The organism is Kocuria sp. GQ42 (assembly GCF_059758435.1).
Genome location: NZ_JCAXEN010000005.1, coordinates 158,088 through 170,566 on the forward strand (window position 1 = coordinate 158,088; position 12,479 = coordinate 170,566).

General features: G+C 74.9%; 10 protein-coding genes. 5 read left to right on the forward strand and 5 right to left on the reverse strand.

Features of this window, described 5'->3' with window-relative positions; translation table 11 throughout:
• Positions 1 to 18 precede the first annotated feature (18 nt).
• On the forward strand, positions 19 to 1,020 hold the full coding sequence (locus AC6CH6_RS12065; protein WP_017832052.1) for an HAD family hydrolase: 1,002 nt from the start codon (positions 19 to 21) through the stop codon (positions 1,018 to 1,020).
• A gap of 10 nt (positions 1,021 to 1,030) precedes the next feature.
• Here the strand turns inward: AC6CH6_RS12065 and AC6CH6_RS12070 are convergent, their stop codons facing one another.
• Positions 1,031 to 2,455 carry a dihydrolipoyl dehydrogenase family protein gene (locus AC6CH6_RS12070; RefSeq protein ID WP_498255309.1) on the reverse strand — a complete coding sequence of 475 codons (1,425 nt, stop codon included), beginning with the start codon at positions 2,453 to 2,455 and terminating at the stop codon, positions 1,031 to 1,033.
• Between the two features lie 197 nt (positions 2,456 to 2,652).
• Here AC6CH6_RS12070 and AC6CH6_RS12075 point away from each other — a divergent pair, with 197 nt between their 5' ends.
• Genes AC6CH6_RS12075 through AC6CH6_RS12090 form a run of 4 tightly spaced genes read left to right on the forward strand, consistent with a single transcriptional unit; the run spans position 2,653 to position 6,314 of the window.
• Entirely contained in the window at positions 2,653 to 3,294 is a 642-nt protein-coding gene (locus tag AC6CH6_RS12075; protein ID WP_368796939.1) for an ABC transporter permease, read from the forward strand.
• A complete protein-coding gene (locus AC6CH6_RS12080; RefSeq protein ID WP_498255310.1) occupies positions 3,287 to 4,528 on the forward strand; it encodes an ABC transporter ATP-binding protein in 1,242 nt (413 codons plus the stop codon). The genes AC6CH6_RS12075 and AC6CH6_RS12080 overlap by 8 nt, the downstream gene beginning before the upstream one ends.
• Positions 4,525 to 5,337, forward strand: a complete 813-nt coding sequence (locus AC6CH6_RS12085; protein WP_017832048.1) for an ABC transporter permease — start codon at positions 4,525 to 4,527, stop codon at positions 5,335 to 5,337. The genes AC6CH6_RS12080 and AC6CH6_RS12085 overlap by 4 nt, the downstream gene beginning before the upstream one ends.
• The gene (locus tag AC6CH6_RS12090; protein WP_498255311.1) at positions 5,334 to 6,314 is read left to right on the forward strand and encodes a glycine betaine ABC transporter substrate-binding protein; all 981 of its coding nucleotides are present in this window, start codon (positions 5,334 to 5,336) and stop codon (positions 6,312 to 6,314) included. Before AC6CH6_RS12085 ends, AC6CH6_RS12090 begins: the two co-directional genes overlap by 4 nt.
• On the opposite strand, the gene AC6CH6_RS12095 is transcribed toward AC6CH6_RS12090, so the two are convergent.
• The 4 genes from AC6CH6_RS12095 to AC6CH6_RS12110 form a co-directional block, all read right to left on the reverse strand.
• On the reverse strand, positions 6,272 to 6,937 hold the full coding sequence (locus AC6CH6_RS12095; protein ID WP_133411196.1) for a hypothetical protein: 666 nt from the start codon (positions 6,935 to 6,937) through the stop codon (positions 6,272 to 6,274). The genes AC6CH6_RS12090 and AC6CH6_RS12095 overlap by 43 nt on opposite strands.
• A gap of 52 nt (positions 6,938 to 6,989) precedes the next feature.
• Positions 6,990 to 7,652: a hypothetical protein gene (locus tag AC6CH6_RS12100; protein ID WP_368796934.1), complete on the reverse strand. Its 663-nt coding sequence runs from the start codon at positions 7,650 to 7,652 to the stop codon at positions 6,990 to 6,992.
• Positions 7,649 to 11,278, reverse strand: coding sequence for a TM0106 family RecB-like putative nuclease (locus AC6CH6_RS12105; RefSeq protein ID WP_498255312.1), 3,630 nt, complete (start codon positions 11,276 to 11,278; stop codon positions 7,649 to 7,651). The genes AC6CH6_RS12100 and AC6CH6_RS12105 overlap by 4 nt, the downstream gene beginning before the upstream one ends.
• A 458-nt stretch (positions 11,279 to 11,736) precedes the next feature.
• The gene (locus AC6CH6_RS12110) at positions 11,737 to 12,264 is read right to left on the reverse strand and encodes an inorganic diphosphatase (RefSeq protein ID WP_133411193.1); all 528 of its coding nucleotides are present in this window, start codon (positions 12,262 to 12,264) and stop codon (positions 11,737 to 11,739) included.
• Positions 12,265 to 12,479 lie beyond the last annotated feature (215 nt).

A 12,479-nucleotide genomic window follows, 5' to 3' on the forward strand; every position in this document is an offset into this window, starting at 1 on the left:
TCGGTGTGATGTGGCACCATGTCCCGCATGACAAAAGAAAAGACCGCTGGCACCGAGGACCAGCACGAACTCGTCGGCATCAACTCCACCGTCCCGCTGAAGGTCGAGCACTCGGAAGACCTCAGCGACACGGCCGGCGGCACCACCGCGCCCGCGCGCTCCGCCGCCGACGTCCGGATCCCCCTCAAGGTCCAGCCTCCCCGCTCGAACGGGTGGAAGAAGGAGGCGGGCGTCCAGTACCTGGTGGCCCTCGACGTCGACGGCACGCTCGTCGACCACGACGGCCACATGTCCCGTCCGGTGCGCGAGGCGGCCCAGGCCGTGCTCGCGGCCGGCCATCACGTGGTCATCTCCACCGGCCGCTCCAAGGGGGCGACCCTGCCCGTGGTGGAGCTCATCGGCCAGGAGCGCGGCTACGCCGTGTGCTCCAACGGCGGCATGACGCTCGAGCTGGACCCGGAGCTGCCGGCGTACCACCGGGTGCTCGAGTGCGTCTCCTTCGACCCCGGCCAGGCCCTCGAGGCCCTCGAGCAGCGCCTGCCCACCGCGAAGTTCGCCCTCGAGACCGAGGACGGGTCCTTCTACTCCACGGAGCGCTTCCAGGACGCGTCCTTCGGCATCGAGGCGATCGGCGTGGACCTGCACCAGCTGGCGCGGATGAAGGCCGTGCGCATGGTGGTGTACAGCACGGAGCACACCCCGGAGGAGTTCGCCCGGGCGATCGACGAGGCCGGGCTGCACGGCGTCACGTACTCCGTGGGCTGGAGCGCCTGGCTCGACATCGCCGCCAACGGCGTCTCCAAGGCCAGCGCCCTGGAGCAGATCCGCCGCCGGCTCGGCGTGGACCCGTCCCACACGGTCGCCGTGGGCGACGGCCGCAACGACATCGAGATGCTCGACTGGGCCGCCCGCGGCGTGGCCATGGGCCAGTCCCCGGACGAGGTCGCGGCCGCGTGCCACGAGGTGACGCACACGGTCTACGAGGACGGCGTCGCCCGGATCCTGCGCTCCCTGCTCTGAGCCCGGCGGCTCAGAGCCCGTACTCCTCGAGCAGCCGCAGCCAGACCTCGCTGATGGTGGGGAAGACGGGCACCGCGTGCCAGAGCCGCTCCAGCGGCACCTCGCCGACCACGGCGACGGTCGCCGCGTGCAGCAGCTCCGTCACGTCCGGGCCGGCGAAGGTCGCGCCCACGAGGGTCCGGCGCCGCCGGTCGACCACGAGCTGGGCCCAGCCCCGGTAGTCGTCGCGGTGCAGGAGCGCCCCGGCCACGTCGATGGCGTGCTCCACGACGTCCACCTCGAGGCCGTCCGCGCGGGCCTGCTCGGCGGAGCGGCCCACGGAGGCCACCGCGGGGTCGGTGAAGACCACCTGCGGGACGGCGCACCCGTCGGCCGTGGACGCGTACGGGGACCACGGGGGCGCGGACGCCCCCAGCCGGCCGGCCGCGCGCGCCACGACCGCGTCCGCGACGGCGCGCGCCTGGTACTTCCCCTGGTGGGTCAGCAGCGGCCCGCCCGCCGCGTCCCCGGCGGCGTAGAGCCAGCCGCCCTCCGCGCCCGCCACCAGGCCCGAGCCGTCGACCCGCAGCGCGGAGGGGTCCAGGCGGAGCTCCTCGAGGCCCAGGTCCGCGAGCGCGGGCCGCCGCCCCGTGCTCACCAGCAGCCGCTCCGCGGACACGGTCCCGCCGCCCTCGAGGACGAGCTCGACGCCGTCACCGACGGACCGGACCCGTTCCGTGGCCCGCCCCTCGACGACCGTGACGCCCTCGGCGTCCAGGGCCTCGGCGACCAGCCGCGCGGCGGTGGACGGGAAGGCGCTCAGCAGCCGGCTGCGGGCGACCACCGTGACCCGGGAGCCCAGGCGGGCGAAGGCCTGCGCGAGCTCCGTGCCGGCCACGCCCCCGCCGAGCACCGCCAGGGACCCGGGGACCTCCTGCGCGGCGGTGGCGTCCCGCGTGCCCCAGAACGGCACGTCCCCGAGACCCGGGACCGGGGGCACGACCGGCCGCGAGCCCGTGGCCAGCACCACGGCGTGCCGGGCCTCGAGCACCCGGACGCCGCCGTCCTCGGCGGTGACCCGGACCCGCCGGGGCCCGGCCAGCGCGCCCCGGCCCCGGACCAGGTCCACGCCGGCCGCGGCCAGCCACTCCGCCTGGCCGGTGTCGTCCCAGTGCGCCGCGAACCCGTCCCGGCGGCGCAGCACCGCCGCCGCGTCCGGCGGGCCGGTGACGGCCTCCGCCGCGCCGGCCACTCCGCGGGCGGCCTCGAGGGCCGCGCCCGGGCGCAGCAGCGCCTTCGAGGGCGTGCACGCCCAGTAGGAGCACTCCCCGCCCACGAGCTCCGCCTCGACGAGCGCGGCGCTCAGCCCGCCCCGCACCACGCGGTCGGCCGCGTTCTCGCCGACCGGACCACCGCCGATCACCACCACGTCGTACCTGTCCCGGGGCTCTGTCATGCCCCGAGTCTGCCAACGGGCGCGCCGCCCGACAACAGCCCCGACAACAGCCCCGGCAACAGCACCGGCAACAGCACCGGCAACAGCCCAGGCGGCGCTCGGGCGGGGGTGATCCGGGTCATCTCCAGGAGAACGGAGTGCTAGCCTTCTTGCCAGGCCGGGTGACCACGTCATCGACGACGACCGAAGGGTGTGCCGTGATCGAGTACGTCTCCGACCGGTGGGAACAGATCCTCTTCGCCAGCTGGCAGCACTTCTCCCTGGTGGTCCAGTGCCTGGTCCTGGCCACGGTCCTCGCGGTGGCCCTCGCGGCGCTGTGCTACCGCTCGCCCCGGCTCACGACCGTGGCCAACAACGTCTCGGCCGTGGGGCTGACCATCCCGTCCTTCGCGCTCATCGGCCTGCTGATCGCCCCGCTGGGCTTCGGGGTGACCCCCGCCGTCGTCGTCGTCACCTTCTTCGCCGTCCTCCCCGTCCTGCGCAACGCGCTCGTGGGGCTCGCCGGGGTCCCGCAGGCCACCGTGGAGGCGGCGCGCGGGCTCGGCATGAGCAGGGCGGCGACCTTCCTGCGCGTGGAGCTGCCGATGGCGTGGCCGGTCATCCAGGCCGGCATGCGGGTCTCGGCGCAGATGGTGATGGGCGTGGCCGCCATCGCCGCCTACGTGCTCGGCCCCGGCCTGGGCGGCTTCATCTTCTCGGGCCTGTCGCGGCTCGGGGGCGCCAACTCCTTCGCGTCGGTCGTCACCGGCGTCGTCGCCGTCATCGTCGTCGCACTCATCCTGGACGGGCTGCTCGTGCTGCTCGGCCGTCTCACCACATCGCGAGGTATCCGTGTCTGACTCCGTGACCACCCCCCGTACAGACTCCTCCGTCACCGGGGCCCGGATCCTGCTGGAGAACGTCTCCAAGCGCTACCCCGGGCAGGCCAAGGCCGCGGTCGACGGCCTGACGCTGGAAATCCCCGCGGGCAGCATCGTCATGCTCGTGGGCCCCTCCGGCTGCGGCAAGACCACCACGCTGAAGATGATCAACCGGCTCATCGAACCCACCGAGGGGCGGATCGTCATCGACGGCCAGGACGTGACCTCAATGAACGGCGACGAGCTGCGCCGCGGCATCGGCTACGTGATCCAGGCCGGCGGGCTGTTCCCGCACATGAGCGTGGCCACCAACATCGGCATGGTCCCGAAGATGCTCGGCTGGGACAAGCAGCGCATCGCCGCGCGCGTGGACGAGCTGCTCGAGCTCGTCTCCCTCGACCCGGCCGTCTACCGGGACCGGTACCCGAGGGAGCTCTCCGGGGGCCAGCAGCAGCGCGTCGGGGTGGCCCGCGCCCTGGCCGCGGACCCGCCCGTGCTGCTCATGGACGAGCCGTTCGGGGCGGTGGACCCCATCACCCGCCAGCGGCTCCAGGACGAGCTCATCAACATCCAGCACGAGCTGCAGAAGACGATCGTGTGCGTGACCCACGACTTCGACGAGGCGGTCAAGCTCGGCGACTGGATCGCCGTCTTCGACGAGGGCGCCCGGATCGTCCAGTACGACGCTCCGGAGCGCATCCTGGCGGAGCCGGCGGACGCGTTCGTGGAGGACTTCATCGGCTCGGGGGCGGGGCTCAAGCAGCTCACCCTCACCCGGGTCCGGGAGGTCGACCTCGTCCCCGCGGTGACCACCCGCCCCGGCGAGGACGTCCGGGCGGTGCTCGGGCGGGTCGACGAGGCGGGCACCCGGGACGTCGTCGTCGTCGACGACCGCGGCCGGCCGCTGTCCTGGCCGTCCCGGCGGCAGCTCGAACGGTTCGAGACCGTCCCCGGGGAGCACAACGACCGCCTGCCCCTCGTCGGCACGAGCTCCACGCTCAACGACGCGCTGGACACCATGCTCGTCTCCAGCACGGGGGCGGCGCTCGTGGTGGGGCCGCGGGACCGGTTCGAGGGCGTCATCTACGTCGAGACCGTCATGGCCGCGATCACCGAGGCCCGCCGGGCCGTGGCCGCGGAGGACGCGCCCCTCGGCCACAACACGGGTGAGATGCCCGCGGTCAGCGCGAGCCCGGGAGGCGGGGACCGATGAGCGCGCAGACCGAGCGCCCCGCCGCCGCGGAGCCGGAGCCCGCCGACGACCCCGTGTCGCGCCCGGCCACGGCCGACCCGGACCAGCGCACCTGGAAGGGCCTGCTCCTGCAGCCCGTGGCGATCCTCGCGGCGCTGGGCCTGCTCGTGCTCTGGCTGACCACGGCGGAGCTCACCGAGACGGAGGCCGTGACCCTGAGCCCCGCATCGCTGTGGGCCCTGACCCTGGAGCACCTGCAGCTGACGGTCGTGGCCACGGTGGTGGTCCTGCTCATCGCGATCCCGGTCGGCATCCTCCTGACCCGCAGACCGCTGCGCTTCCTCACGGGCCCGGTCATCGCGCTGGCGAACGTCGGCCAGGCCGCCCCGGCGGTGGGCCTCGTCGTCCTGTTCGCCTTCTGGTTCGGCTTCGGCTTCCGGGCGGCCGTGGTCGCCCTGATCGTCTACGCGATCCTGCCCGTCCTGAAGAACACCATGGTGGGCCTCGACGGGGTGGACCGCAGCCTCGTCGAGGCGGGCCGGGGCATGGGGATGAGCGCCGCCGCGGTCCTGTTCCGGGTCGAGCTGCCCCTGGCCGTGCCCGTCATGCTGGCCGGCGTGCGTACCGCCCTGATCCTGGTGGTCGGCACCGCGACCCTCGCCACGTTCATCAACGGCGGCGGGCTCGGGCTGCTGATCACCACCGGGGTCAACCTCAACCTCGTGCGGGTGCTGATCGCCGGCTCGATCCTCGTGGCGCTGCTCGCCCTCGCCATCGACTGGGTCGGGCGTGTCGTGGAGCACGTCGCGCGGCCGAAGGGACTGCGATGAGAACCTCCCGCGCCGCCGCCGGCGCCCTGCTGCTCTCCTGCTCCGGCCTGCTGCTGACCGGCTGCGGGCTCGAGCCCTCCACGGCCTACGTCCCCGACGCCGCGCCCGGCTCCATCCGGCCCGTCGAGGGCGCGGAGGGGACCGAGGTGCGGGTGACGTCCAAGAACTTCACCGAGCAGCTGATCCTCGGCAAGATCGGGGTGCTCGCGGTGCAGGCCGCCGGCTTCGAGACCGAGGACATCACCAACGTGCCCGGGTCCCAGCCGGTGCGCGAGCTCATGCTCTCCGGGGACGCCGATCTCACCTTCGAGTACACCGGCACGGCCTGGCTGACCTACCTCGGGCGGGCGGAGGGCATCCCGGACCAGCAGGAGCAGTGGCGGGCCGTGTACGAGGAGGACCTGGGCAACGGGCTGACGTGGGGCGCCCCGGCGGCCCTCAACAACACCTACGCCATGGCCGTGCGCTCCGAGTACGCCGAGGCCAACGACCTGGCGACCGTCTCGGACATCGCGGACCTGCCGGTGGCCGAACGGACGTTCTGCGTGGAGTCGGAGTTCAACTCCCGCAGCGACGGGATGACCCCCCTGCTGGCCCACTACGGCCTGGACCGCGGCAGCGAGGTGCCCGAGGGCAACATCGGCATCTACGACACCGGCGCGATCTACTCGGCGACCGACGACGGGGAGTGCAACTTCGGGGAGGTCTTCTCCACGGACGGCCGCATCCCGGCCCTGGACCTGACCGTGCTCGAGGACGACCGGCAGTTCTTCCCCGCCTACAACGCCGCCCCCGTCTTCAGCACGGAGCTGCTGGACGAGTTCCCCGCGCTCGAGCAGGTCCTGGAGCCGATCGCCGCGGCGCTCACCGACGACGTGATGCAGGAGCTCAACCGGCAGGTGGATGTCGAGGGGCGGGACCCGGCCGACGTCGCCTACGAGTGGATGCTCTCCGAGGGGTTCATCGTCGAGCCCTGAGCCCCGCCGCCCGCCGGGCCGCCCTGGGCCGGCTCGCACAGGCCCAGCAGCCGGGCCGCCGCGGGCCGGGCGTCCTGCTCCTCCTGCCACAGGGAGCGGGCCACGGCCTTGGAGACCGCCTGCGGGGAGATGCCGAGCTCGGCGGCCACGGCCTTCTGCTGGCCGCGGGCCCCCGGCACGAGCAGGTCGACCACGCGCCACTCCGCGTCGCTGCGCTCCGCCACGATCCGGCCCAGCAGCCGCAGCACGGCCTGCGCCTGCGCCGCGGCCGGCGCGTCCTCGGCGACCACGCGCACCGGCACCCGGCCCGCGGCGGCCTCGGCGGCGGCGCGCGCGTGCGCCGTCCCGGGGCCGTCGGCGCGCAGGCCCGTCCGGCCCTCCGGGTCGGTCGCCGTCTCCAGCCGGACCGGCCCCACCCCGACCCCCACGCTCCAGGCCGATCCGCGCAGACCGGCGAGCGCGGCCGCGACCGCGGCGCCGGGATCGGCGGTGATGCCCTGCACCGCGTGCGCCCGGGCGCGCTGGAACGGCACCACGGTCTCGAGGTCCGCGAGGCGGCGCAGGAGGCCCGGCACGAGGTCGCCCGCCTCGCGGCGGCGCTGGTCCAGGGTCACGACGTACACGGTCCCAGTATCGGGCACGGGGACCGCGGGGGAGCGGGGACGCGGCGGGGACTCACTCCCAGAACCGCGGCTCGATGTCGACCCCCTGCACGATGAGCTCGTCCTCGAGGGGCTCCCGGCACACCACCGGCAGGCGCAGGCAGCCGATGCGGTCGTCGGGGCCGAAGTAGGCGGTGAGCCGGTCGAAGCCCTGCCGGAACGGGGCCAGCTCCTTGGCTGTGGCGGCGACCTCCGCCAGGTCGGCGTCGGAGCCGAGCACCCAGAAGGAGTCCGGGTCGGTCAGCTGGAGCAGTCCCACGGCCGCCCCGGCGTCGTTGTTCTCGGTCCCGGCCCAGCCCGGGGCCCGCAGCCACCCGCCCGGTGCCGCCGCGCCCAGGGCCGGCGCCAGGGGATCGTACTCCCACGCCCGGGCCCGCTGCAGCCACGCGGGCGGCGCCGGGAGGTAGAGCGGGCCGTCGAGGTCCACGGGCCACCGGGCGGCGGCGAACGCCCCGGCGTCCACGCGGTCCCAGAACTGCTCCGCGGTGAGGTCGGTGCCCACGCTGTTGAGCGCCGCCCCGGGATCGTCCTGGCGCATGCCGTGCCAGTAGGTGGGGCGGGTCCGGACGTCGGCGCGCCGCAGCAGGGCGTCCAGCTCCTCCAGGTGGGCCGGCTCGCCGAGCACCACCGTCCTGGACTCGAAGTGCAGGACGTAGGGCACGCGCTCGGTGCTCACGGCAGCCCCGCGGGCCGTCCGCGGCGGCACAGCCGCGTGAAGCGGCCGAGCACCTGCAGCGCCTCCGGGGTGGCGGGCAGGTAGTCCGTCAGGACGGGGGAGCGCACCACCACGGCGCACCACTGCCCCCGGGAGACCGCCACGTTGAGCCGGTTGGGGGAGAGCAGGAACTCCATCCCGCGGGGGCCGTCGGCGGCGGAGGCGGCCATCGACACGATCACGACGGGGGCTTCCTGGCCCTGGAACCGGTCGACGGTGCCCACCCGCACCCCGCCGCAGTCCTCGTCCCGCAGGCCCGCGGCGGCGAGCTCCCGGCCGATCAGCTCGACCTGGGCGTTGTACGCGGCCACCACGAGCACGTCCTCGGGCGCCAGCGGCACGGGGGGCGCCCCCGGGCCGGAGCGCCACGGCGTCCCGGCGAACTCGTGCACCAGCTCCACGACGCGCCGGGCCTCCTCGGGGGAGGCCGTGCGGTTGCCGGTGTGCTCGACGTAGCAGGTGCGCAGGCCCGGGGCCACGCCGGTGAGCTCGCGGCGGCCCGCGGCCGGGGCGGACCCGAGCCGCCCGGCGTAGGAGAGCTCGGAGACCGGTTCGCACAGGGCCGGGTGCATCCGCCAGGTCCGGTCCAGGAAGTAGCCGTGCTCGGCGGGCAGGGTGGGCGAGCCGTGGGAGAGCCAGCCCAGCGCTGACTCGTCCACGGGCAGGGGGTGGGTGCCCTGCGAGACCTGCGGCAGCTGCTGCGGGTCGCCCAGCAGCAGCAGACGCCGCGCGGCCCGGGACACGGCCAGGGTGTTGGCCAGCGAGTACTGCCCGGCCTCGTCGACCACGAGCAGGTCCAGGGCCTCGTCCTCGAGGTGCTTGGCGTTGGAGAAGTCCCACGCGGTGCCGCCCACCACGGCGCCGCCGTCCGCCAGGAACGCGGCGAAGTCCTTCCCCGGGACGTCGCGCCACGGCGCCTCCCGGTCCGCGGGCCGGCCCGAGGGCGGCTTCTTGCCGACGCGCTCGGCGGCGACCCCGCCCTTCTCGAGCACCCCGGTGAGGAGGTTCTCGACGACGGCGTGGGACTGCGCCACCACGCCGATCCGCCAGCCGGCCTCCACGAGCCGGCCGATCACGTGGGAGCCGAGGAACGTCTTGCCGCTGCCCGGGGGGCCCTGGACGGCGAGGAAGCTGCGGTCGAGGGAGCGCAGGGCCCGCACCACGGCGTCGATCGTGCCGTCGGGGCCGTCGTGCGGGCGGGGCAGGGGGCTCCCGTCCGCGGGCCGCGGCGCCCGGCGCTGCAGCAGCTCGAGGCCGGGCTGCCGCGGGAGCTCCGGCAGGGCGTCGGCCGTGCGGGCGGCGAGGGTCTGCAGGGACTCCTCGAGGGAGCGGGTGGCGATCGGCTGGGCCGGACCCAGCGCGATCGGCAGCTCCGCCCAGGGCTCGGGGGCCGGGGCGTCCCGCGGCTTCTTGAGCCGTTCGCGCACGGTGAGCACCGCCGTGCCGTCCTCGTGCTCCTCGACGTCCTCGAGGGCGGCGGTCCAGTCCCCGGCGCGGCCGCTGCCGCGCGGGGCGGCGTCCTCGGCCAGGTGCGCTGGCACGGGGACCCCGTACATCAGGAACAGCCCGGCGGTGCCGGGTCTGGGGGTGGAGCCCTCGCCGAACCGGCCCGCGAGGCGCAGGAGCCGGGTGGGTGCGGCGCTGCTGCGTTTGCCCGGGTCCTTCGCCCAGTCCTCCAGGACCTCCGCGCGCCGGACCACGAACACGTCGCGGGTGTCCTCCCAGTCCTCCACGGGGCCCTCGAGGCGGTCGAAGTGGGACCACCAGTACTGCTTGCGCTCGCGCCGGTGGTAGCCGGTGGCGGAGGCGACCATCGCGACGGCCGTGCGCTGCTCCTCGGTCAGGGCGTCCCGCGCGGACGGGTCGTCCAGGTGCTCGTGCAGGCGCTGCTCGGCACCGGTCATCCCGGCGTCCGGCAGCTCCTCGGGCAGCTCGAGCCGCTCCTGGGCGGGGCGCGGCGGGTGGTCGGCCGGGTCCGGGGAGATCCCGGCGAGGCCCAGCAGCCAGTCCCGCAGGCGCAGGGTCGAGAGGCAGTCGTAGGCGTTGTAGTCGGCGATCCCGGCCAGCAGCCGCGCCGCGTCCTCCTCCCGCCCGGCCGCCCGGGCCGTGCACCAGTCGGCGTAGGCGACCACCGACGCACCGGCGTCCACGACGTCCCCGGTGCGCAGGTTCTCGCCCATGTAGAGCGGCTCCAGCTTCTTGATGGAGTAGGAGCTCTCCGACAGCCGCAGGCTTCCCCGCACGGTGTCGTAGAGGTCCACCAGGACGTTCTCGCGCAGCAGCTCGTCCACGGCGTCCTCGCCCACCGCGTGCACGAGCGAGAGCCGGCGCAGGGCCGCCTTCTCATAGTTCGCGTAGTGGTAGACGTGCATGCCGGGGAAGCGCCGGCGCCGTTCGGCCACGTAGTCGAGGAACGCCCGGAGCGCGTCCCGCTCCTGGACCCGGGAGTGCGCCCAGAACGGCCGGAAGACGGGGGCGGCGCCGGGCTCCGGGGGCTGCTCCACGACGCCGAACAGGTACTCGAGCCCCCAGGACGTCGGGTCCCCCGGGTCCTGCCACAGCGGGTCGCCCTCGAAGTCGAAGAACACGTCCCCGGCGTCCGGGGCGGGCAGCCGCCGCACGGGGTCCGTGGCCGTGACCCGGTAGGCGACCCGGCGGGTCCCCCCGTCCTTCCGGTACTCGACCGAGCCGTCCTCCCCGCCCCGGCCGGTCTGCATGGCCGCCTGGTCCCGCAGCCGTCGCAGCGCGGCGGGGAGCCGCCGGTCCTCCAGCAGCGCGAGCTCGTCGACGGTGCGCACGCCGTGCCGGTCGCGCAGGGTGCGGCGCACCCGCACGGACAGCCCCCCCGTCAGCAGCAGGTCCCGGTGCTCGGCGACGGCCCGGGCGCAGTGCTCGCACCGGCCGCAGCGGGCGACGTCGTCGTCCTGCCAGTCCACGGGCCCGGTCCGCGCCCGGTGCGCGGCGGCGGCCGCGACGAACCGCTCCCGGCGCTCGCGGTAGACCGCCAGGTGCTCGGAGACGGGGAAGACCGCCTCCCGCTGGTCGCCGAGGACCAGGGTGACCTCGGGGGCCACATCCACCCCGGCCCGCTCGAGCTGGTCGGCGTAGGCGGCGAGCTGGAGCAGGGCGGTGACCTTGGCGTGCCGGGCGAGCTTGGTGTCGTGCACCGCGTACGCGCCGTCCGGGCGGCGGACGAGGAAGTCGGCGCGGCCGTGGAAGGCACCGTCGAAGAAGGAGGCCTGGAAGACCACGTCGGCGCCCGCGCGCAGGGCGTCCAGGGACTCGGCGTGCTTGGCGGTCAGCTCGTCCCGGTCCATCCGCCGGGCCGGCTCGACCTCGTGCACGCCCCGTCCGGTCGCCGCGTCCCACGGGCCGAACGCCGCCAGGTGCGCGGCCAGGACCCGGTGCTCGTGGGCGTCGCCCAGCTCGGCCGTGCGGGCGAGCATCGCGTCCCGCTCCGGGGCCCGGCGGGGCGCCCGCCCCAGCTTCTCGTCCAGGACGCACAGGCTCGCGTAGGGGCACTCGGCCGCGCGCACCAGGTCGCTCGCGGAGAAGACGAGGTCCGCCTCGGGGCCCAGCAGGAACATGCGCATCCTTCCGACGGCGCCGGGTCCGTCCCGGGTCCGCGTCCATCGAACCACAGGGACCGGACGTCACAAGGAGGGCGGGACCGGCGGCGCAGGACGGGGATCGGCCGGCAGGTCCTCGGACCTGCCGGCCGACTCCCGGGGGCCGGTGACCGGCCCGCCGGGATGGACCGGGAGAGATCGATGGGATGCGGCGCGGGTGGGGGGACCCCCGCCGCCACCGGGCACCTCGCGGGTGCGCTCCGGCGACCTCGATCCCGGTCGGCGGCCCGGATGCCGATGGGGGGATGCATCCTGGGGCCGTCGGGCCGGCTGAGCCGGCCGATCCCAATATAACGAAATTCATGGAATCCCTGTAGGGCGCACGTCACGCGCCGACCCGGGGCGGGCCCGGGGCCCCGAACGCGCGGGGGGCCGGGGACCCCTCCGGTCCCCGGCCCCCGCGCGTGCCCGTCCGCTCAGTCGGTGGACGCGGCCTTCTCCTCGGCCTCGGCGGCCGAGTCGTAGTGGGACTGCTCGAAGCGCTCGCGGGCCTCCTCGACGAGGCGCTCGGCGGTCTCCCGGCCCTCCCAGCCCTCGCCCTTGACCCACTTGTTGGGCTCGAGGTCCTTGTAGCGCTCGAAGAAGTGCTGGATCTCCTTGAGCTTGTACTCGTCGATGTCGTCGAGACCCTGGATGTGGTCGTAGCGCTTGTCCGTGGACACGCACAGGATCTTCGCGTCCCCGCCGGCCTCGTCGTTCATGTTGAACACGGCGATGGGGCGCGACTCCACGAGCACGCCGGGGACGATCTCGAAGTCCAGGAGCACGAGGGCGTCCAGGGGGTCGCCGTCCTCGCCCAGGCTGTCCTCGAAGTAGCCGTAGTGCGCGGGGTACTGCATCGACGTGAACAGGACGCGGTCCAGGCGGAGGCGGCCGGTCTCGTGGTCGATCTCGTACTTGACGCGCGATCCCCGGGGGATCTCGATGGTGACGTCCAACTCCATGGTGCTTCTCCTCGTGCTGGATGGGCCCGGAAGGGCCGGAAAGGGCTGACAGCGGCCGAGCGCGGCCGCACCACCCGGGCGGGGTGGGGCAGATCCGACACCCACGATAGCGGCGGCCCCGCGGGCGGCGGTAACCGTCCGGCCCGCCACGGGGCCGCGCCCGGCCCGCCGCGGCGCCGCCCCGGGGCCGGCGCCGGAGCCGCCGCGACGCCGCG

Bases quoted from the DNA above. Each gene is read 5' to 3' on its own strand.
- AC6CH6_RS12090 (WP_498255311.1), top strand. From the start codon at position 5,334: ATGAGAACCTCCCGCGCCGCCGCCGGCGCCCTGCTGCTCTCCTGCTCC.
- AC6CH6_RS12085 (WP_017832048.1), top strand. From the start codon at position 4,525: ATGAGCGCGCAGACCGAGCGCCCCGCCGCCGCGGAGCCGGAGCCCGCC.
- AC6CH6_RS12065 (WP_017832052.1), top strand. From the start codon at position 19: ATGTCCCGCATGACAAAAGAAAAGACCGCTGGCACCGAGGACCAGCAC.
- AC6CH6_RS12070 (WP_498255309.1), bottom strand. From the start codon at position 2,455: ATGACAGAGCCCCGGGACAGGTACGACGTGGTGGTGATCGGCGGTGGT.
- AC6CH6_RS12110 (WP_133411193.1), bottom strand. From the start codon at position 12,264: ATGGAGTTGGACGTCACCATCGAGATCCCCCGGGGATCGCGCGTCAAG.
- AC6CH6_RS12105 (WP_498255312.1), bottom strand. From the start codon at position 11,278: ATGTTCCTGCTGGGCCCCGAGGCGGACCTCGTCTTCTCCGCGAGCGAC.